General features: G+C 41.3%; 14 protein-coding genes. 3 read left to right on the plus strand and 11 right to left on the minus strand.

All coding sequences use genetic code 11. The annotated features are described in order from the left end of the window. Positions 1-242: 242 nt before the first annotated feature. The 3 genes from ACP26M_RS04930 to glmS form a co-directional block, all read right to left on the minus strand. Positions 243-2555: a GumC family protein gene (locus ACP26M_RS04930; RefSeq protein WP_426586696.1), complete on the minus strand. Its 2313-nt coding sequence runs from the start codon at positions 2553-2555 to the stop codon at positions 243-245. A gap of 34 nt (positions 2556-2589) precedes the next feature. Continuing rightward, positions 2590-3258, minus strand: a complete 669-nt coding sequence (locus tag ACP26M_RS04935; RefSeq protein ID WP_426586698.1) for a polysaccharide biosynthesis/export family protein — start codon at positions 3256-3258, stop codon at positions 2590-2592. A 403-nt stretch (positions 3259-3661) separates the two neighbouring features. Then, the gene (glmS, locus tag ACP26M_RS04940) at positions 3662-5500 is read right to left on the minus strand and encodes a glutamine--fructose-6-phosphate transaminase (isomerizing) (protein WP_426586700.1); all 1839 of its coding nucleotides are present in this window, start codon (positions 5498-5500) and stop codon (positions 3662-3664) included. Positions 5501-5895: 395 nt separating this feature from the next. Here glmS and ACP26M_RS04945 point away from each other — a divergent pair, with 395 nt between their 5' ends. After that, the gene (locus tag ACP26M_RS04945) at positions 5896-7326 is read left to right on the plus strand and encodes an MBOAT family O-acyltransferase (protein WP_426586702.1); all 1431 of its coding nucleotides are present in this window, start codon (positions 5896-5898) and stop codon (positions 7324-7326) included. Between the two features lie 3 nt (positions 7327-7329). After that, positions 7330-8313 (plus strand): hypothetical protein, encoded by a 984-nt coding sequence (locus tag ACP26M_RS04950; protein WP_426586704.1) that lies wholly within the window; start codon positions 7330-7332, stop codon positions 8311-8313. 92 nt (positions 8314-8405) lie between these two features. On the opposite strand, the gene ACP26M_RS04955 is transcribed toward ACP26M_RS04950, so the two are convergent. The 3 genes from ACP26M_RS04955 to ACP26M_RS04965 form a co-directional block, all read right to left on the minus strand. Then, positions 8406-9818: a pectate lyase family protein gene (locus tag ACP26M_RS04955; protein ID WP_426586706.1), complete on the minus strand. Its 1413-nt coding sequence runs from the start codon at positions 9816-9818 to the stop codon at positions 8406-8408. Positions 9819-10207: 389 nt separating this feature from the next. Continuing rightward, the gene (locus ACP26M_RS04960) at positions 10208-10429 is read right to left on the minus strand and encodes a hypothetical protein (protein ID WP_426586708.1); all 222 of its coding nucleotides are present in this window, start codon (positions 10427-10429) and stop codon (positions 10208-10210) included. Between the two features lie 403 nt (positions 10430-10832). Then, positions 10833-13451 (minus strand): DUF5686 family protein, encoded by a 2619-nt coding sequence (locus tag ACP26M_RS04965; RefSeq protein WP_426586710.1) that lies wholly within the window; start codon positions 13449-13451, stop codon positions 10833-10835. Between the two features lie 452 nt (positions 13452-13903). Here ACP26M_RS04965 and ACP26M_RS04970 point away from each other — a divergent pair, with 452 nt between their 5' ends. Then, positions 13904-14824 carry a hypothetical protein gene (locus ACP26M_RS04970; RefSeq protein ID WP_426586712.1) on the plus strand — a complete coding sequence of 307 codons (921 nt, stop codon included), beginning with the start codon at positions 13904-13906 and terminating at the stop codon, positions 14822-14824. 8 nt (positions 14825-14832) lie between these two features. Here the strand turns inward: ACP26M_RS04970 and ACP26M_RS04975 are convergent, their stop codons facing one another. Genes ACP26M_RS04975 through ACP26M_RS04995 form a run of 5 tightly spaced genes read right to left on the minus strand, consistent with a single transcriptional unit; the run spans position 14833 to position 19804 of the window. Continuing rightward, positions 14833-15210: a DMT family transporter gene (locus ACP26M_RS04975; protein WP_208102497.1), complete on the minus strand. Its 378-nt coding sequence runs from the start codon at positions 15208-15210 to the stop codon at positions 14833-14835. Positions 15211-15217: 7 nt separating this feature from the next. Continuing rightward, a complete protein-coding gene (locus tag ACP26M_RS04980; RefSeq protein WP_426586714.1) occupies positions 15218-16201 on the minus strand; it encodes a sterol desaturase family protein in 984 nt (327 codons plus the stop codon). A 1-nt stretch (position 16202) separates the two neighbouring features. After that, positions 16203-17642 carry an N-acetylneuraminate synthase family protein gene (locus ACP26M_RS04985; protein WP_426586716.1) on the minus strand — a complete coding sequence of 480 codons (1440 nt, stop codon included), beginning with the start codon at positions 17640-17642 and terminating at the stop codon, positions 16203-16205. Positions 17643-17657: 15 nt separating this feature from the next. Further along, on the minus strand, positions 17658-18461 hold the full coding sequence (locus ACP26M_RS04990; RefSeq protein WP_426586718.1) for an SDR family oxidoreductase: 804 nt from the start codon (positions 18459-18461) through the stop codon (positions 17658-17660). Positions 18462-18463: 2 nt separating this feature from the next. Beyond that, positions 18464-19804 carry an aminotransferase class III-fold pyridoxal phosphate-dependent enzyme gene (locus ACP26M_RS04995; protein ID WP_426586720.1) on the minus strand — a complete coding sequence of 447 codons (1341 nt, stop codon included), beginning with the start codon at positions 19802-19804 and terminating at the stop codon, positions 18464-18466. Positions 19805-19806 lie beyond the last annotated feature (2 nt).

A 19806-nucleotide genomic window follows, 5' to 3' on the forward strand; every position in this document is an offset into this window, starting at 1 on the left:
TCTGACAGGTGTCTTAGTCTTTCTGTGGCTCCGCCAATCCAGTCACACTGGTCAGGCAGTAAAAAAGTAAGCTAACGGCTTATATAATTCTCCGGTTTTACCCGGTTATTGGTTCATAACAACTGCAACTTGTGTTGCTTACGGCTTCGCCAATCCAGTCACATGGAACAGCGGCAAACAGTCTAATTAAAAGTTTATAACACGTATAGCATTAACCTTATGCTATTGTAAAATGGTAGCTATCAACTGCCATATGCCGATGCATATCCGTATCCACCGTAGGCATACGCCTCCCGGTTTTCTTTCTTCGCATCGTTAAACACTACCATAAGGTTATTTAATTTATCATTATCATAAATATCTCTGAGGATACTTAATTGCTCGGTATTGGTATAATTATACCGTACAATATAAATACTCAACTCGGCGTATTTAGCCAGGTTAAAAGCATCGGCAACGGCACCAACAGGTGATGTGTCAAGTACGATATAATCAAACTCGGTTTTGCACCAGTTAAAAAGCAGGTCAAGCCGTTTATCTGACAATAGCTCGGCAGGGTTAATTGCTTTACTGCCGCTTCCCATTACAAAAAGGTTATCTGATTCATTATAAGCCTGGATGCATTCAGCCGGTGAATTGGTATCACCCATTAAAAAATCTGTAATGCCTTTGGTTTGCTCCATGTTGATGTTTTTAAGCAAATCGGGCTTGCGCAGGTCAAATTCCATAATTAATACCCGTTTATTGAGCATAGCGAGCGTTAAGCCCAGGTTGATGCTAAAAAAGGTTTTGCCTTCACCTTTCATAGACGATGTAACAAGCATGGTTTTGTGTTGCGTTCCCTGGTTCAGGAAACCAATATTGCTCCTGATATATCTGAACAGTTCTGAAATGTTGGTATTACTGCCGTTAGATATAACTACAGGGCTCTGACCTTCATTATTATGGCATAATTCGCCCAGAATCTTTACTCCTTTTATATTCAGCAGGCTTGATTGATTCCTGATTTTCAGGCTAAATTTATCTTTCAGGAAGATGTAAATTCCCGGCATAAATAATCCGGCTATAATAGCGAATAAATAGGTGAGCTGTTGCTTGGGGAATTCAGCTATCGGATTAGCAGCAGGTTTATCAATCAATTGCGATGAAGGAATTGTAGCTGATAAGGACAACGCTGTTTCTTCCCTTTTTTGCAACAGGTACTGGTATAAATTAGTTTTTACCCCCTGTTCACGGCTCCGCTGCAAAAGTCCCCGTTCAAGCGACGGAACCGAGCGGATGCGGGAGTCATACTGGGCAGAATTTTGGCTGAGCAATTTGTGGCTGATAGAGAAGCCTTTTTTAATATTACTGAGGTTTTCCATAATATTTACACGAAGGCTGGCTATCTGGTTGCTCAGGTTTTCAATAAGGGGGTTGGCAAGGTTTGCGCTGCCCAACATACGGTTCCTTTCCAACTGCAGGTCGTTGAAACGGCTAACCAGGGTATTTAACGCCGGATCTTTCAATCCCATGGTACTGGGTACAGCATCATATTGGTTAGCCGAGTTTTTTAAATATGCTTCAATGGAATTCACAATACCCAATTGAGTATTTGATTCTTCAAGCAGTTGATTATATTCTGCAGATTTTGTCAGATTTACCTGTGTGCTTGCATTAATCTCTGCAGCTCCATTCCTTTGCTTAAAAGTTTCAATATCACCTTCGGTGTATGACAGGTCCTGTTCTAAATCATGTAATCGTTTATCAATGAATAATATGGTGTTTACGGCTGTAACGTTTTTCTTAACAACGTTTTCGGCGTTATAGGTAGATATGATATTGTTAAGAATATCAACCCCTCTTTCTGGCACAGCATCAACCAGGCTTAAGGTTAAGGTATTTGATTCTTTAACTACAGGGTTTACCTGTAATAATCCGGCGCTGTAAGCTGCTGCCAGCCTGGTAAGGTTTTTAAACTGGATCAGTATCGGCGTTTCATTATCTGCAAGGGCCGGGCCTTTTTCTACTTTAAATGAATAATCCTTGTGATTAATTAGTTGATTATAGCTGTAGATCCATGTTTTAGTTTCCTCTTTTAACAAAAACTTACTTTGTGAATATGACTGGATATATAGTTTTTTCAAATAGCCGGTTTTTCCTATTCTCTTTACAGTAATGGTGAAAGGCCGCTCATTACCATACAGTTCTTTTACTTGAAAGCCACTTTCATCAAAATAGGAAGTTTCCAGGTTAAGTTTTTTGAACACGCTATAAATCAAATCTTTTGACCGCAATACTTCCATTTCATTATCCACGGTTTTAGTTTCCTGAAACATGTTCAGGTCGCTGAAAGCAGTAGCTTTTAAAATACCATCGCCTTTTTTATCGTCGGGGATTTGCAGTGTACTTGTTATTTTATACAGCGGGGTAACATAGTTAAGGTATGCCCAGGCTGCGCCAAAACAGATAACCATGCTTATCAGGAATAAATACCAGCCATTTAAATAAGGCTTAATGTTGTTCCTGAACTTGTTGCCCGGCAAAGGTTCTTTTAAAATAAAATTGTTATCCATGTCAGCTATTCTTAGGTATCTCTAAAACTGTATTTTATCTTCTTAAAAGTACTGCCGCCAATACGGCCAATGCCGAAATTGAGGCCACTACTATTGGTGCTAAGCGCGTGCTCTGGCTATACTCAACTGCCTTTGATTTGTCGGGCTCCACATAAACAATATCATTTTGTTTAAGGTTGAAGTAAGGCGAATCCATCGATTCAACTTTATTAAGGTTAAGGCGGTTCATTGTTCTGCGTCCGTTTTCTGTGCGGATCACCAATACATTTTCCCTGCGTCCATAAACTGTCATATCCCCGGCCATACCTAATGCTTCAAGTAAGTTTACATTTTCATCAGTTATTATAAATGTTGATGGTTTGTTAACCTCGCCTATCACGCTTATTTTAAAATTTAGAAGTTGGATGTCAACTACCGGGCTTTTAACAAAAGCCGATAGCTTTTTAGCTATTTCTGTTTGTGCTTCCTCGATGGTTTGCCCTTCAATTTTATAGTCACCTATAAGCGGTAAATTCACAAATCCATTTTCATTTACTTTATATCCGCCGCGGGTTGATTGACTGTTTAAGCCTACATTTTTGTTACCATTAAATAACATGTTCGATTCGGGGTTTAAGCTGGTAACAGTTACATTTAAAATGTCTTTCTGATGAATGACTACTGTTCCGCTTGTATTGTTATTTGCCGCACCTGTATTTGCCATGTTGCTGAAGTAAACAAGATCCCGACTTCCGGCACATCCGGTTATCAATAGCAATGTTGTAATGAAACAGTATATATTAATTTTTTTCATCATCAATAGTTTAAGAGAGTTTAGGGAACTATTTTGAACTGGTTTATTTGGTTAGTCAAATTTATCTATTTGGGCATCGATCGTATACGGTTTTAGTCGATTGCCGTTTTTTTGTAAACCTGTATCTTAGTCTTTACAGAACATGTAAAGCAGTAATGTAGGCATGTGTAAAGGGATGAGAAAAAAGTGTCTGAGTTGGGAATTTGGGGCTACACGTTCATATAATAGTGGTTACACCCAGAAATAACAGCACATAAAAAAAGCAGGCCTGAGCCTGCTTTTTTTATGGAGTTTGTTGGTTAATTATTACAAATTATTCTACTGTAACCGATTTAGCCAGATTACGGGGCTGATCAACATTACAGCCCCGTTTTACGGCTATATGATAGGAGAGAAGTTGTAGCGGGATAGTGGCCAGCAGTGGTAAAAAGGCTTCGTCGGCATCGGGTATTTCAATGCAGTAATCGGCCATGTTTTTTACTTTAACATCACCACGGGTAACAATAGCTATTACTATTCCTTTCCGGGCTTTAACCTCCTGTATATTGCTGATCACTTTTTCATACGAGGAGTTTTTTGTGGCGATGAAGATCACCGGCATCTGCTCGTCAATTAATGCAATTGGTCCATGCTTCATTTCGGCGGCGGGATAACCTTCGGCATGAATATAAGAGATCTCCTTTAGTTTTAAAGCTCCTTCCAAAGCTACGGGGAAACCGAAACCCCGTCCTAAGAACAGGCAGTTTGGCGCATCCTTTATTTTGCAGGCAATGTCTTCAATCAATTCATTATCCTGCAGCAGCGTTTGAATTTTATCGGGTATGGTATCAAGCTCCGTTAATAAATTGGTGAGCTTGCCTGGCGTTAAAGTACCTTTGTGCTGTGCAATATATAAAGCAATTAAAGTTAAAACAGTAACCTGCGCTGTAAAGGCCTTGGTTGAGGCAACGCCTATTTCCGGGCCGGCATGGGTGTAAACCCCGGCATCAGTTACGCGCGGAATTGATGCACCAACAACATTGCAGATCCCCAGGATGGTTGCCCCCCGTTCTTTAGCTATCTCAATGGCGGCTAATGTATCGGCAGTTTCCCCCGATTGGGACACCGCCATTACGATATCTTTATCAGTAATTACGGGGTTACGATACCTGAATTCGGAAGCATATTCAACTTCTACCTTAATGCGTCCATATTCTTCAATAAGATATTCGCCTGTTAAGCCGGCATGCCACGAGGTGCCGCAGGCAATAATAATTATCCGCTCGGCATTTTTAAGCTTATCGGTATATTGTTTAATGCCACCTAACTCAACCTTGCCTTCAAGCGGAAAGATGCGGCCACGCATACAATCTCTTATTGATCGCGGTTGCTCAAAGATTTCCTTCATCATAAAATGCTCAAAGCCGCCTTTTTCTAACGATTCAAGCTTTAATTCCAGTTCCTGGATCAATGGGGTTTGAACAACATTGTCAAGCTTCTTTATTAAAAGCCCACTGGGTTTAACCTGTACTATTTCGTTATCTTTTAAATACACTACGTTTTTGGTGTACTCGATAATAGGGGTGGCGTCGGATGCAATAAAATATTCGCCATGGCCAACACCAATAACCAGGGGGCTGCCTTTTCGGGCGGCAATCAGCTGATCGGGGTTTTCCCGGTCCAGAATAACTATGGCGTAAGCACCTATCACTGTATTTAAGGCCAAGCGGACAGCCTCCAGTAAATCAGTTTGTTCGATATTTTGAATTTCCTCAATTAAGTGGATCAGGATTTCGGTATCTGTTTCGCTTTTAAAGGTGTGCCCGCGGGCAAGCAGTTCTTCTTTAAGGATCAGGTAATTTTCGATGATCCCATTGTGGATAATATGCAGGCGGTTATCGTTTGAGCTATGCGGATGCGAATTTGCATCAGATGGGGCGCCATGTGTGGCCCACCTGGTATGTCCTATGGCAACATGCCCGCTTTTGTCTTTATCGATGGTGTGCTCCTCAAGACATGCCACCTTCCCGGTTTTTTTATACACACTGAAGCCTACATTATTTATAATAGCAATACCGGCGCTATCATAACCACGATATTCTAATCGTTTGAGGCCGTTCAACACAACGGGCCACGCATCTCTTGATCCGATGTAACCAACAATTCCGCACATAGTTTTAGGTCTTTAAATGATAAATTAAGTTTATTTGTTACTTGATGAGTAAAATTATCTAATTGACTATCAATAAAGTATGAGCCCCGTTCAATTGCCCGTAAATTGTAAATCTGACGCCATTTTACACGTTTAAACTGTAAAAGGATATAAATCGCTTTACATTTTAGTTGTTGTGTTATATGATAAGCCCGGTTGAGAGTTTTTATCAGTTGGTTAGAGAATCAATTCACGTTGGGGTTACTGTGCCTGTGTTCCTGAACTTGCAGCCTCCTGATCAGATTTTGGCTGTAAAGTTTGTTGCGTGATTTTACAGAATGATTTACGATTGCAGTGCTCCTATTTTATATCATTTTATTTTCAGTTAGGTTTAATTAACCAAAAAGAACCTAGCGATGATATTCAACTCATTTACTTTTCTGCTGTTTTTTCCTGTGGTAACGGCTTTATATTTTCTGGTGCCTCATAAATTTAGGTGGCTGCTGCTGCTTATAGCAAGCTGCTATTTTTATATGTTCTTTAAAGCTATTTATATCCTCATCCTGTTTTTTACAATAATTATCGACTATACCGCGGGCATTTACCTGGAAAAAGTTAGTGACCCTAAGAAGAAGAAGCTTTTGTTAATATTAAGCCTTACGGCAAATATTGGCGTACTGGCTGTATTTAAGTATTTTAATTTTTTTAATGCCAATTTATCGGGATTGCTATACTGGATGGGGTACACTAACCCAATTCCGTTTTTACAGATCCTGCTTCCGATAGGGTTGTCATTTCACACTTTTCAGGCCATGAGCTATACTATTGAAGTTTACCGGGGCCATCAAAAGGCCGAACGGCATTTCGGTATTTATGCTTTATACGTGATGTTTTATCCGCAATTAGTTGCCGGCCCTATTGAACGTCCTCAAAATCTGTTACCGCAATTTAAAACCGAACATCATTTTAATGCCCTGGATGTTTCTGAAGGGTTAAAACGAATGCTGATCGGTTTTTTTAAAAAGGTTGTTGTTGCCGATAGGTTATCTATATATGTAAAAACTGTTTTCAACAATTATCCTGAACACGGCTCGGCCACAATTGTGCTTGCTTCATTGTTTTTTGCAGTCCAGATTTATTGCGACTTTTCGGGCTACTCGGATATTGCGATAGGCAGCGCCAAAGTGATGGGCTTTAAACTGATGGAAAATTTTAAACGGCCTTATTTTGCAAAAAGCATAAGCGAATTTTGGAGCAGGTGGCATATCTCACTTTCTACGTGGTTTAAAGATTATGTGTATATCCCCTTAGGAGGCAACCGGGTTAGCAAAGGCCGGTTGTATTTAAATTTATTTGCCGTGTTTATGATCAGCGGTTTGTGGCATGGCGCCAATTGGACATTTATTGTTTGGGGCGCTTTACACGGGTTTTATCTCATCTGCGGAATGGCAACGCAGAAATGGAGGAAGGCAACAGCAAGTAAATTAGGGTTAGGCAGCGGAGTATTTGCCAATTTCTTAAATATATCTTTTACAATATCCCTGGTTACTATAAGTTGGATCTTTTTCAGGGCTGGATCATTGGAGCAGGCCTGGGGTTTGTTGAAGGGGGTTTTTGTTTACAAACACGGGTTTTTTATAGGTGAACCTTCTTATTTTCTGTATGACTTGATGGCTATCGCCGCCTTGTTTTTTTACGAAATAAAACAGGAATACGGCCATCATTCATTACGGTTTCTTCACAATGAAAATTGGGGGATCCGGATGGCTTCCTATTTAGGGTTGGTTTTTATAATCCTGTTATTTGGAGTTTTTGACGGCGGACAATTCATTTATTTTCAGTTTTAAATTATGAAGCAGTTTAAAGGAAGCAGCAAAAAGTTTTTTATCAGGTTGTTATTGATGATTGTGGCTTTTGTGGCTGTTGATCAGGCAGCCGGTATATTTCTTTATTATTTTTTTACACACCAGGTTTCCGGCGAATACGCCGTAGCTAATCACGTTGTGTATAATTTAAATGAAGACGTGTTGGTTTTGGGAAGCTCAAGAGCTTCACATCATTATAATTCATCGCTTATAAAAAATGGTTTGAACTTAAGTTGTTTCAATGGCGGCCGGGATGGCGAAGGGCTTTTATACAGCACAGCAATATTTGAATTGGCATTGAAGCGCCACGTTCCTAAGATTGTTGTTTTGGATGTAACCAGCGATGTGTTAAGTGAAAAGGAAGATGAAAAGAACAGGCTTTCCATTTTACTGCCTTATTTAAAACAATCGGATGTTATCGGCAATATGATTGAAAAGAAGGGCCGGCTGGAGCTAATAAAAAGCCATCTTCAAACATATCGCTACAATGGCCAGGTGGTTTCTATATTTCAGCATTACTTTTTATTATCAGGAAACACAGTCATGGGTTTTAATCCGTTGGATAATAAAATGGATGTCAGCAGGGTTTCAAACCATACATCGCTTAAGCCATATTCAGACAGCATATCGGCCGATAACGCAGAGGCGCTGGATTTTTTTATAAATGAGTGTAGGCGGCAAAAAATACAGTTGTTTGTATTTGTATCGCCAAGGTATAACGATGATACCCAACAGAATTCATATTTAAAATTGAAAAGTATTTGTAACAGCAACAAGGTTATTTTTCACGATTTTACCAACGATGTATATTTTAAAAACCCAGAATACTATTCGGACAGAGCGCATTTAAACGGCAGAGGGGCTGATTTGTATACTGATACTATCGTGGCTTTTATGAAAAAAAGATTAAGTCCTGCGGCTAACGTTCAATACCTCAGTAAAAATGAAGAACCTGTGTCTAAAGATTAATATTGCATTGGAGTCGGGATCAATAAAAAGTAAAGGCCGCTTTTATGAATTATCATAAAAGCGGCCTTTTACTTAAAAAGGGGGTGAATAATTTAATTAACTGTTTTAACACCAGCACCTGCTGTTACTACTGCCGGAACGTTGGCAGCAGCATCAAGCAATGAACTGTAAGCGTATGACGGCACCCAGCTTGATAAAGATGAGGTAATGTTATTGGCACCGCAATTAGAATAAATGTTGGTTGATACCCCGCTGAAGTAACCTACGGGATCGCCATCTAAGTTAGTAGTAAGTGGTTTTTTACAGCCTGAGAAATACTCATTATCTGTTCTTACTGTGCCACCGTACCTTGCACCGATAGAATAACCGTCATTGTTTAAATGATAGTTGTTGTACATGTGGATGCTACCAAATACCAATGTTGGTTCCCTTTCGGCCACATTGTACCAGTAATTGTGGTGCAATGTAACATGTAGCTTGCCGGTGTTGGCTGTAACAGCATCGCTTGTTACCGAGCCAATAAGCAATGACAAGTAGGTGTCATGGAATTTGTTCCATGAAATGGTTACGTAGTCAGAGCCTTCGGCAACGCCGATATCTTTACCCCAGTAATCCCAGCCATGGCTGCGGTCTGTTGCAAAATCGCAATGGTCAATCCAAACGTGGTTCGACTGGAACTTAACGTAAACACCGCATTCGGTTACGTAGTTTCTAAACGTAACGTTTTGGATAATGATATTGCTTACAGTGAACAGGTAAAGGTTAAGGCTTGATAAAACGGCGCCGGTTTTACCGATGATGGTAGTATTTGAACCAACATACACAGGAGTTACGCCTGATCCGCTAATTGTTCCGGAAACATACACAATCTTGGGCGAATTGCCTGACACCGCAGATTTGAACGCAGCCAGTGTGTTTACAGTTACCGTGGTACCGCCTTTACCACCGGTTGTTGTACCGTTAACAGCAGCGTAACCGGTTAATACTGTACTCAAAACGGAGCCCGATGCGGTTGTTGTTGAAGTACTTGTAGCCGGAGCGGTTGTGGTGGTAGTAGTTGTTGTACCGGTAAGGGTGTAAGTGTACTTTCTTCCGTTTGTCAGAGGGCTGCTATTGTCGGAAGTTGAGAAATACAATCCGGTATCCCAGTGACTGTAACGCCCTTTACCAAGGTTTCTGATGTCACTGTGAACAGAATGAGCCGGACCTAACGCAACACCATTTTCATAAAGTTGGAGTGTTGACGCTGTTGGCTGCGTGTTTGAATCGCCGCTTACCTGAACGGGGCTGAATTTGTAAGAGTAACCTTCATCTAACCGGATTGAAGATGTGGCCATCGTGTAGACGGTGGGGGCTGTTGTTGCCAGGCTTTTGCTGGCGTTTAAATCATTAATTGGAACGGTTACTGGTTGGTCTGCATTTTTGGAGCAACTTCCGATGAGGATAATTGCGCTCAGTGCCAAACTGCCAAAAGTCATTTTTTTTAAAGATTTTGTTTTTTGCATGTTATAATTTTTAATTAAGCCCTCGAAACGTGGTCTTATATTAAAAATTACCGTTAATTTTTACCTAAAGATATAGACTAAAAGCATAAATAGTTCAAAAATGCTGATTCTGTTGTTTAAACGTATAAAGTTATGTGTATTTGTGACACGTGTAGTTGTGAAGTATTTCACACTTCATGACATTTAAATGACAATTTTAGTTCAAAAGAAAAAACAATTTTCGTCGATTATTGTCTTATGGCACTTCAAAACTATGTTTTGCCCAGTATTTTTAACTTGCAATTAAAGCATTAAATTGTGAAGGCAGCTTTACAAAAAGCTGGCACTTAACGTGGTCACTATGACATTTCAACATACTTATTGAATTCTAACTTGTCCTTCAAACGACTTCACAAATAATTTTGGAGAAAAATGATGACATAAATTCTTCGGCTTTGAGTATCATATCCATTGAGCCAATAAATATAAAGTCGCTGGTGCAGTTCCTCTACTTCAATTTCCATAGTTCTTTTGTATCCATCTGATGCTTTGCCGCCTGCTTGTTCAGTTATATAAGCCCATTGGGTTACATCCATAAATGAGTTGTAATTTCCCTCTGGGGGAATCAGCATTAATATTATCAATTATTTATTTGCGGATGAGCCTGTATCACCAATTATGATCAGCTTCATTTATTGAGTTATTCAGATATTTGAGCGATATATAGTTTTGGATTGGCTTTACTAAAAAAGGGGGTTTACAGAGTTAACACAATTTAGGGTTGTGTTTTTTATTATATTGTTGATTATCAATAATTTGAGTGGTGTTGCTCAAGAAATGTGTAAACCACCTTTTTTGTATAATATTATCGGCTAAACCTTCACTTTATAGGTAACACAACACCGCGGGGCAATTTGACTTATGATACAGCCGCATCCTTTTTAGTCAACCTGATTCGTGATAAAGAAATATAGACCCGGGAAAGTATAATTTTTAACTGTTACACTTAAGTTCCGGCTGCAACCGGAACCTACTTTAAAAATCCGGGGCGAAACTAAATTTAACACCATATTCCGCGGCGCCCGGATGGTCAAGGTAGTTAAACCTCTTGATTCCATCTATCCGCAAAAACTTAAAGATATTACCTATACCTACTCCGGCTTCTATATAAGGCTTAGTGCCTAAGGCGTAAGTGCCATTTGCTCCATTACCACCAACCGGGAACCGGAACAAGTTAGGCGAATAGAGTGGATTATTTTCGTTACGCAAGCCGCCGAATAATATTTTGGCTGATAAATATTCTCTCCATTTCAGATGTCTTATCAATGGGAATTTATTCAGTAAAAAGCCGCTGAAGCTATGCGTTAAGTTGATACCCGCGTAATGATCGCTTACAAACTCGAGATAAGTCTGTTGGTTATAGGCGTCCTCGTCATAAGCCAATGACTGATTCGCAGGGGCTAAGTTCAGGAGTGGGAAAGGTACTTTGCCCACCAAATAATTTCCAAGTACGGTAATATCTGTGTACCCAAGCTGCGAGAGATAGAAGCGCTTGAAAATGCTTGCTTTAACACTGGTGAAATCATACGCGCCATTGAACAAGCCTCTAAAACCATGATTGATCTGCAAATTCATGATGGGGTATTTGCTGTAGATGGTACGGCGGTATACTGTTCCTTGTAATATTTGTTCATGAGGTGCATATCTGAAAGCGAGGTTTAGCTCGCTGGTAGTAATATCATGAACCAGGGTATTGGCATCATCATTATATTGAAAAACTAATGACGCGGCGGGGCGTTGGTTCCAGTTCCTGAATGCGAGATCGAACGAAAAATGATTTTCAAAATCCTTTACATATTCAATTTTAGCAATCTTACTGTAAAGCCAGTATATTGTTTTTCCTGTCGAAAATGAAGAAAGCGCGGCTTGCTGATTGATAGTAGAAAGATCCCTCCCGGGCACATTAACGTCATTTAAATAGCTTGCTTTAAGATAGTCATTAGGGTAGCGGTAAAAAGGTGTTTTATTGAATGAGTAAAAGGTTGCGATGTTGTATTTATAAGCCTTATCGCGCGTACCGTAAGCGCCAAAGCCCTCAAAGTATATTGATTTGCTTAATTCGGGATTGGTACGTCCTCCTATCTGAAAGCGGGAACCTTCCTGGCTATCCCGGGAATAAAATGTGCCGATGGGGCCTATCAGCACCGGGCCTGCTTTGGCATAACCACCGGTAAACGTAGCTGCAAACCAGGTTGCCCGTTTAAATTGCGGCATTTTTTCTAACCGGGAGATGCGCGGGTACATCTTTGACTGATGGTCGGACAGTGTATCCGGCCGGTTATGTGCCCAGTATGAGGTGTCGGGTTTGTCTGCATCGGGGGCTATCTGCAGTTCCTTGCCATCGTAAAATGTGGCGGGAAGCGGTTTGTCTGCTATATAGTTAGAGAAGATTACCGTTCGTTCGCCCATTAAACCAAGCCCTTTGTTTTTTAAGATGCCGAAATCGGCTTTAACATCGCTTTTGCTTAAAAAATACCGGCCGTTAGGGTTCTGCTCAAAATCAAGCGTGATCTTGAGCGTTCGCATGAAATTGATATTGATCTGCTTATTTACATTGAGCTCGCAGCTCCGTACAGCATAGTTGCCGGTCATGCTTACCAATAGCTTGCCTTCAAAAAGCAGGTCGCCTTTGGTGCGTGGTGTAAAACTTAGCTCAATCAGCTTTTCTTTGGCTGTTTGTATGGTATCGGTAATAAAAAATTTGTAATAATTGGGCGAGTGATCGGCAATAGGACTCAGGAACTGGTTGGTTATGATAAAAACATTGTTATCATAAATATCAATTACATCACCGTAAAGACGGTTCATATACACATCCAAGCCCGCGGTATCGATAAATTTAAGAATATTGGCTTCTTTTTGTGCTTTGAGCACCCGGATGGATTTAGACGGCTCTTTCCGGTAATAATTTTGATATTGTTTTTCGCTGAGGTAGGTGGGGAGCAGTACCTGGGTTTGCCCGTTATTTTTCACGGTATCAAGCATAAACTTGTACATTTTAAAATAACGGCCGTTTATTAGTTTGGAAGGGACATCGATAAACGATAAATTGATCCGTTCATACTGATCATATTGCAGGTAATCGGCACTTTCCATGCGGTTTTGCTTTTTATGGTCGATAACCTGCTGAATAAGTTCAACCGCCGGGTTTCCTTTATTACGATAACGCTGTTTTTTTCCGGAAACTACCTTAACTTCTTTTAGCTGGGTTTGACTATCGTGTAATCTTATATGAAGAGTATTAACCTGTCCGGGTTTAATTATTTTAGTAATAGTTTGATAGCCAATGTACGAGAAAGTAATATGCGTAAAAGCTCCGGGAGCGTTAATCTCAAATTTCCCGTCGGCATCCGCAGTGGTTCCGTACCTGCTACCAACAAGCTTAATGTTAATACCCGGAAGCGACTGCCCCGAGGCGTCATCTACTACTTGCCCACGGACGCTTGTTGTTACTTGTGTCGATGCTTTTTTTAAGCTATCCGGCTGTTGCGCTACGCCACACAGCGGGATTGTAAATAGTACAATTAAAATATAAGGAAATAGCCGTTGTATTGAACCTGATGTACGGAAAGAAATCTCAAAAGAAGATAGCAAATTGTGGCAGATTAAAAAAACAAAAGGGTTCAGTTTTACGCGTATTACAGGAGTGACCCGGGAATACGTTTCATTTTTCCTAAACGTACAAATTAAATTTGAATTGTCTCGGAGGATTGTATTATTTTAAGATTAACAGCATTGTGACGCCCTTATTAATCTGCCTTCAGAACTTACTGTTTTTGTCAAGTAACATGTCCTTCCCTTTTATTTCAACTTCAAACATGGCCTGCTTCCCCTTTGCACCTTTTTAATTGGTTTAACGCAGTCAAATAGCAGTGGTAACAAGTTAACCGGTATATCACTCACTTCAATTTGAGAGATGGTAAGCGTTAATCGGGCTTGATTTTAATTGAATTAAACTTGAACAGGTTTGAACGGGCGTTTGTAACCGCAGCTCCTAACTTTGCTTTACATATATATTCCCCACTAAAATAAATTGTCTTCAAATCATGAAAACCTTTATCATTTCCTTGTTTTTAGGCTGCTGCTTTTGCAATTCTTTATTCGCTCAAAATAATTTTCTCAACAGCAAAAGCGCTTATTTGGGTAAAATCCCGCCAAATGATACGCCGCGTATTTTTGCACAGCAAATGCTGGTGCCGGATAGCGGTATGGCAATGGATAGATCGGCGTTTTCTGCAGACGGTAAAGAATTTTATTATTGCAATGCTATGCATTGGTTTAATTCAAAGGGCAATAAGATCCGTTACTTTAAATATAAAGGTAATAAGTGGCGCGGCCCCTTTGTGCTTAACTATGGATATTATGCACCAACGTTTTCTATTGATGGTAAGCGTATGTATTTTGCCGGGCAGGGGGATGGTAAACACGCCTTTGTTTGGGTATCGCACCGTAATAAAACAGGTTGGACAACTCCCGTCGCTTTTCTAAAAAAGAACTATGGGCTATATGATTTTATGCCAACCAATAACGGGACATTTTATGTTGGCAGCAACGCCAACGCAGGAAGTGTAAAAGATTACAGCACTTACGATTTTTGTACGCTTACCATTTCTAAAACAGACACGGTTATTAAAAGCCTTGGGCCGGTTATTAATACACCGGCATTCGACGGTGATTTTTATGTAGCGCCTGATGAATCATACATGATCATCAGTTACAAGGAAAAACCCGATTATGAGTGTGAGCTTGGGATCACTTTCCGTAAGCCCGATCATAGCTGGACAGTACCGCTAAACCTCGGTCCGCTGATTAATGGTGGTGATGCCCATCGCTGGGGCCAATATGTAACTCCTGATGGTAAATACATGTTTTATACCAAAGGCACCGACGAAAAGGATTGTCACATTTATTGGGTGCGGTTTGATACTCTGAAGGCGAAGCTAAGAAAGGAAGCTTTGGGCAAATAACAGTAAGTTTATTTTATTTCCGGACCATAAAATTTCAAACCTAAAACGCCTGTCATGATCAGTAGCATGAAAAATATTTCTACGTAGGAGAGGCGCTGATTTAAAAACGAAACTTCGACTAATTTGATCAGGATGAGCGTTACGGCCGTCCAAACAGCATACGCGACGGCGGTTGGTACCAGTTTTATAGCCAATGAGAAGAAATAGATATTGCCAATACCAAATACGATATAACCTACAAAAGGCAACCATACAGGCAATCCATGCTGCAGGCTTAATACAGAGTTAAGACGGAGCGCCTTCAGATCGCTGAATTTCATGAATTTTAGCGAAAACGTCCAGGCCGCTTCAAACGCGGCAGCGATTAAAATATATAGCCAGGCCAATATGTTGTTAGTTTTGTTGTAGCACGTTTTCTTGTTTGGTTACTAAGGTAACGGGTTGTTGTTCAATCTCCAATTTAGCCGCGCTGTTTATTTTAACCGGAATGATAGTTTTTAGTCCGGTGGGTATGACTGCTATCAGCCAATTCACAAACCGGGGCCTTAGGTGATAATACCAGTTGAACCAACGGTATTTGAGCAATTTGTTTTCATCAAAGCGTTTTACACTAAAGGCATGTTGTAAAAAGTAATCTTTGGGATAATTGTAATAAAGGCCCCAGTTTTCGGGTTTGTTGCCGGGGGTATGACCGGGGTCATAAACTGTGCCGAACAGGTAATCCCAAAATGAAAACTTGGTTGCAAAGTTGGCGTGAAAAACTTCCTGGTAATTGGCGTGGTGCCATAAATGCAATTGGGGCGAGTTAATAATGTACTTTAGCTTGCCCATGTTTACCTTAATATTGCCGTGTATAAACATGCCAAACATGGCATCTAACATAGCTTTTATCGGTATAACTATTGGGTTTGCACCTAACAAAATGATAGGTGCAAACTCAATGGTTTGATTGATGATGATTTCCATGATGTGCGAACGCGAACCGGCCAGAAAATCAACCTCCTTGCCCGAGTGGTGCGCCTCATGAATACGCCAGAAAAATTTATTGGAATGCTGAAAGCGATGGAACAGGTAAATATAAAGGTCATGTGTAAACAGGAAGAACAATACCTGTAATGCCACCGGCCAGCTACTTACAAATTGAAAATGCGACAAATCGAACTGCGCTTTTAACGGCGTAATGATATAATCGAAAATGATGATCTTTAAAAAGTAGCTTTGTATCAGCGTATACCATACCAAATCAATCCAAAATCCTTCCCTGAAAAATTTAAGTCCCTTTCTGTAAGGAGACATCCTTTCCCAGGCAATGATGAATCCTATCCAGCAAAAAAGGATAATGGATGTAATTATGGTAGTTAATTTTTCCGGAGACATTTTATTTAACGCTTGGCTTCTCTTTGTATTCGTCGCTGATGTTCACCCTTAAACGCTTCATTGGCGCAAGTTCTGATTCGTAAACACGTTTTTCACCGTCACCAGCTGCTGTTTCCACATCCCTGATATCGCGTACTAAGCGCTGCAACCCTTGTGGCTCAACAGATGCAGCGTGATCAGACCCCCACATGGCACGGTCGAGCGTAAAGTGACGTTCAACAAATGTCGCACCCATAGCCACAGCACCTACTGTAGTTGCCAGGCCTGTTTCGTGGCCCGAATAACCGATTGGGATGCCCGGATATTTGTTCTCAAGCGTTTGGATCATTTTAAGATTAAGCTCCTGCGGAGGACATGGATAAGCCGAAGTTGAGTGAGCGATAAACAAGGGATAGTTTTCATCAAAGGCATTGATATAATCCATAGTGGTTTCAATCTCTTTCATGGTTGACATACCGGTTGAAAGCATCAAAGGTTTGCCGGTTTCCAAAATCCGTTGGATCAGGGCAAAATCTGTTAATGATGCCGATGCTAATTTGTACAGGATGGTATCAAATTGCTCCATAAAATCAACAGATGGCGCATCCCAGGCAGATACGAACCAATCGATACCTACTTTTTTGCAATATTGGTCGATGGTTGCATATTCGGCTATGCCAAATTCGGTTTTACGTTTGTAATCGATATAGGTGATCCGGCCCCATGGGGTATCACGCACAATCTCCCACTGATCGCGCGGTACGCAAATTTCGGGTGTACGTTTTTGAAATTTAACAGCATCAGCTTTCGCAGCTACAGCTTCGTCAATTAATTTTTTGCAGGTTTCAAGCGAACCATTATGGTTGATCCCAATTTCGGCAATGATATAGCTTGGCTGGCCTTTGCCAATTACACGGCCATTTTGCAAAGCGATACTACCGTTCCTGGTGCCTGATAGATATTTATCACTTTTAGCTTCAATAATTAGCTCTGCAAATTCGCGGAAACAACCATCGCCACCATTTAATGAACTTACAAAATCTACCTGGGCTTTAACACGCGGTAAGGCATCGGCAGGCGAAGCGGTTAGACCGGCCAGCTTCATTACCTCCAGATCGTTATAATCATCTCCGATAAAGGCAACCTCGTTAGGTTGTAGATCTAATCGGCTGCAGATTTCTTTGAAAATAGTGGCTTTATCTTTTATACCTACATGAAGTTCGGCGATCTGTAATTTCTCAGCTCTTTTAATTAATGACGGTGAGTTTTCGCCGGTAAGGATCCCTGTATTTACACCAGCAAATTTGCGAAGGCGCTCAACCCCCATACCATCGCGCATGCTAAATTTTTTTAAAAGCTCGCCGTCGTGATTGTAATATACGCCGGCATCTGTTAAAACCCCGTCATTGTCGGTTAGCAATAGTTTAATGCCGGCCGCCTTTTGTTTCAAAATCTCGTTCATAATAGTTGGTTTAAATTAAATAGCTGTCCATCCTCCGTCAACAACCAGGTTAGCGCCGGTCATATAAGCCGATGCCTCGCTGGCCAGGAATATAAGCGCGCCCTGATAGTCTGACGCTTGGGCCATGCGCCCTAATAAAGTTTTTGCTGAATAGTTGCCAATGAAATCTTCGGCTTGTCCGGCTTCAACGCCGCCCGGAGAAAGGGTATTTACCCTCACGCCGGTATGGCCCCAATAGGCTGCTAAAAAGCGGGTGAAATTGATGATAGCCCCCTTAGTAACCGGGTATGCTGCCGACTTGTAAAAAGTTTGCTGCCCGCGCGAATCGCGGTAAATGCTTTGATCCGGCCCTACCATACCATAGGTTGATGCTATGTTGATGATGCTTCCACTGCGGTGCAGGGCCATTTGTGTACCAAATACCTGCGAGCATAAAAACACGCCGGTGATATTTACGTTAAGCGATTGCTGGAAAGCCTCTAACGGATAGTTTTCAAACGCCGATAGCTCCTTGGCCATGGCCGGATTCTCGAATTTATCGTTAATGGCGGCGTTGTTCACCAATATATCAACAGCGTCATATTTATCAAGCGTTGCGTTGAGCGCGTCAATTAAGGATTCCTTGCTGGTTACGTCAACACCCAGGCCCAGGTGCATATCGCCCAGTTGTGCGGCAAATGCCCTGGTTGCTTCGGCGTTTATGTCGGCTACTATTACATTTGCACCTGCTGCTGCAAGGGCCTCGCAATGTTTACGGCCTATCAAACCTAAAGCGCCCGTTACTACGGCGGTTTTCCCTTTTAATGAAAACAGATCCATAATTAGGCTATGCTTTTAGGTTTGATGTTGTAATTGCTCACCTTACGGAAAACGGCCTCTAACACTTCACCTTTCAGCTGATCTTTGATATTACCTCTTTCGATAGCCGCCTTTAACAACGGTAACACATCACGGTAAGCCGCAAGGGTATAATCGATATCTTCGGTGGTGTGGCTGTAGCACATGTTGTGGAAGCCGGCCCAAAGTACACCGCGTTTTATCATTTCCTGCTGCATGAAAGTTTTCACTTCCAGGCCGTTGCCGGCATCAGGGGTAAAGGTTACCATGCTGCGGCAGTTAAAACCAACGCAGCGTGTGTATTTATCAACGCCCAATTCAATGGCAAGACTGTTATAGCCATCTTTTAAGAGCGCACCATGCTCGTCAAGATATTGAGGTACTTTTTTATCGCGAAGCTCATTGATGGTAGCGATGCAAGCCGCTAATGATAAAGCCTCGCCGCCAAAGGTTGTATAGCTGAATACTTCAGAGTTGAACAACTCCATCACGTCGGCGCGGCCTGTTAACAATGCTATTGGCATACCGTTGGCACATGCTTTTGAAAATACGGCTAAATCAGCTTTAACATCGAAATATTCCTGTGCGCCGCCAACGGCTACACGGAAACCAGTCCACATTTCATCGAAAATAAGCAGGGTGCCATTAGCTTTACAAACTTCGGCAAGTTCCTGAAGGTAACCCGGTTTCGGGGCTTCAAAAATGAAAGGCTCGAGTATAAGGGCAGCAACTGTTTCATCTAACGCTGCTTTAACTGATTCAATGTCGTTGTATTCAAAGGTATAAGTTAAATCCTGGATAGCTTCAGGCACACCTGAGTTACGGCTGGTAATACCAATATACCAGTCATGCCAGCCATGGTAACCGCAGCAAAATACTTTATCCCTGCCGGTAAATGCACGTGCCACACGGATAGCCGCCGAACAAACATCCGCGCCTGTTTTAGAGATCTTTACAGCTTCAGCATTAGGCACAACCTGTTGTACCAGTTTCGAAAGTTCAACCTCCAAAGGGTGCATCAGTGAAAATGTGATACCATCATTCAGTTGCTGACGGATAGCTTCATCAACGGCAGGGTAGGCATAACCCAAAGAGATTGGGCCTATGGCCGAGTTTAAATCGATGTATTCGTTGCCGTCAACATCCCATACGTGCGATCCTTTACCTTTTACAAGATATTTTGGCGCTACACCTTTGGTAAATTGCCCGGGACCTTTGGCAAGAGTTTGGGTAACAGGTTTCTGAACTTTTAAAGCGCGTTCGTATAATTTATCCGATTCGGTGATGTTCGGATAGTTGTTGTTGAGCTCAATTTTATTAGCCATGA

The sequence above is a fragment of the Mucilaginibacter sp. R-33 genome, from assembly GCF_049949235.1.
In the GTDB taxonomy this organism is placed as follows: domain Bacteria; phylum Bacteroidota; class Bacteroidia; order Sphingobacteriales; family Sphingobacteriaceae; genus Mucilaginibacter.

Coding starts and splice junctions, on each gene's coding strand:
- ACP26M_RS04930 (WP_426586696.1), bottom strand. CDS start 2,555: ATGGATAACAATTTTATTTTAAAAGAACCTTTGCCGGGCAACAAGTTC.
- ACP26M_RS04935 (WP_426586698.1), bottom strand. CDS start 3,258: ATGGCAAATACAGGTGCGGCAAATAACAATACAAGCGGAACAGTAGTC.
- glmS (WP_426586700.1), bottom strand. CDS start 5,500: ATGTGCGGAATTGTTGGTTACATCGGATCAAGAGATGCGTGGCCCGTT.
- ACP26M_RS04945 (WP_426586702.1), top strand. CDS start 5,896: ATGATATTCAACTCATTTACTTTTCTGCTGTTTTTTCCTGTGGTAACG.
- ACP26M_RS04950 (WP_426586704.1), top strand. CDS start 7,330: ATGAAGCAGTTTAAAGGAAGCAGCAAAAAGTTTTTTATCAGGTTGTTA.
- ACP26M_RS04955 (WP_426586706.1), bottom strand. CDS start 9,818: ATGCAAAAAACAAAATCTTTAAAAAAAATGACTTTTGGCAGTTTGGCA.
- ACP26M_RS04960 (WP_426586708.1), bottom strand. CDS start 10,429: ATGCTGATTCCCCCAGAGGGAAATTACAACTCATTTATGGATGTAACC.
- ACP26M_RS04970 (WP_426586712.1), top strand. CDS start 13,904: ATGAAAACCTTTATCATTTCCTTGTTTTTAGGCTGCTGCTTTTGCAAT.
- ACP26M_RS04980 (WP_426586714.1), bottom strand. CDS start 16,201: ATGTCTCCGGAAAAATTAACTACCATAATTACATCCATTATCCTTTTT.
- ACP26M_RS04985 (WP_426586716.1), bottom strand. CDS start 17,642: ATGAACGAGATTTTGAAACAAAAGGCGGCCGGCATTAAACTATTGCTA.
- ACP26M_RS04990 (WP_426586718.1), bottom strand. CDS start 18,461: ATGGATCTGTTTTCATTAAAAGGGAAAACCGCCGTAGTAACGGGCGCT.
- ACP26M_RS04995 (WP_426586720.1), bottom strand. CDS start 19,804: ATGGCTAATAAAATTGAGCTCAACAACAACTATCCGAACATCACCGAA.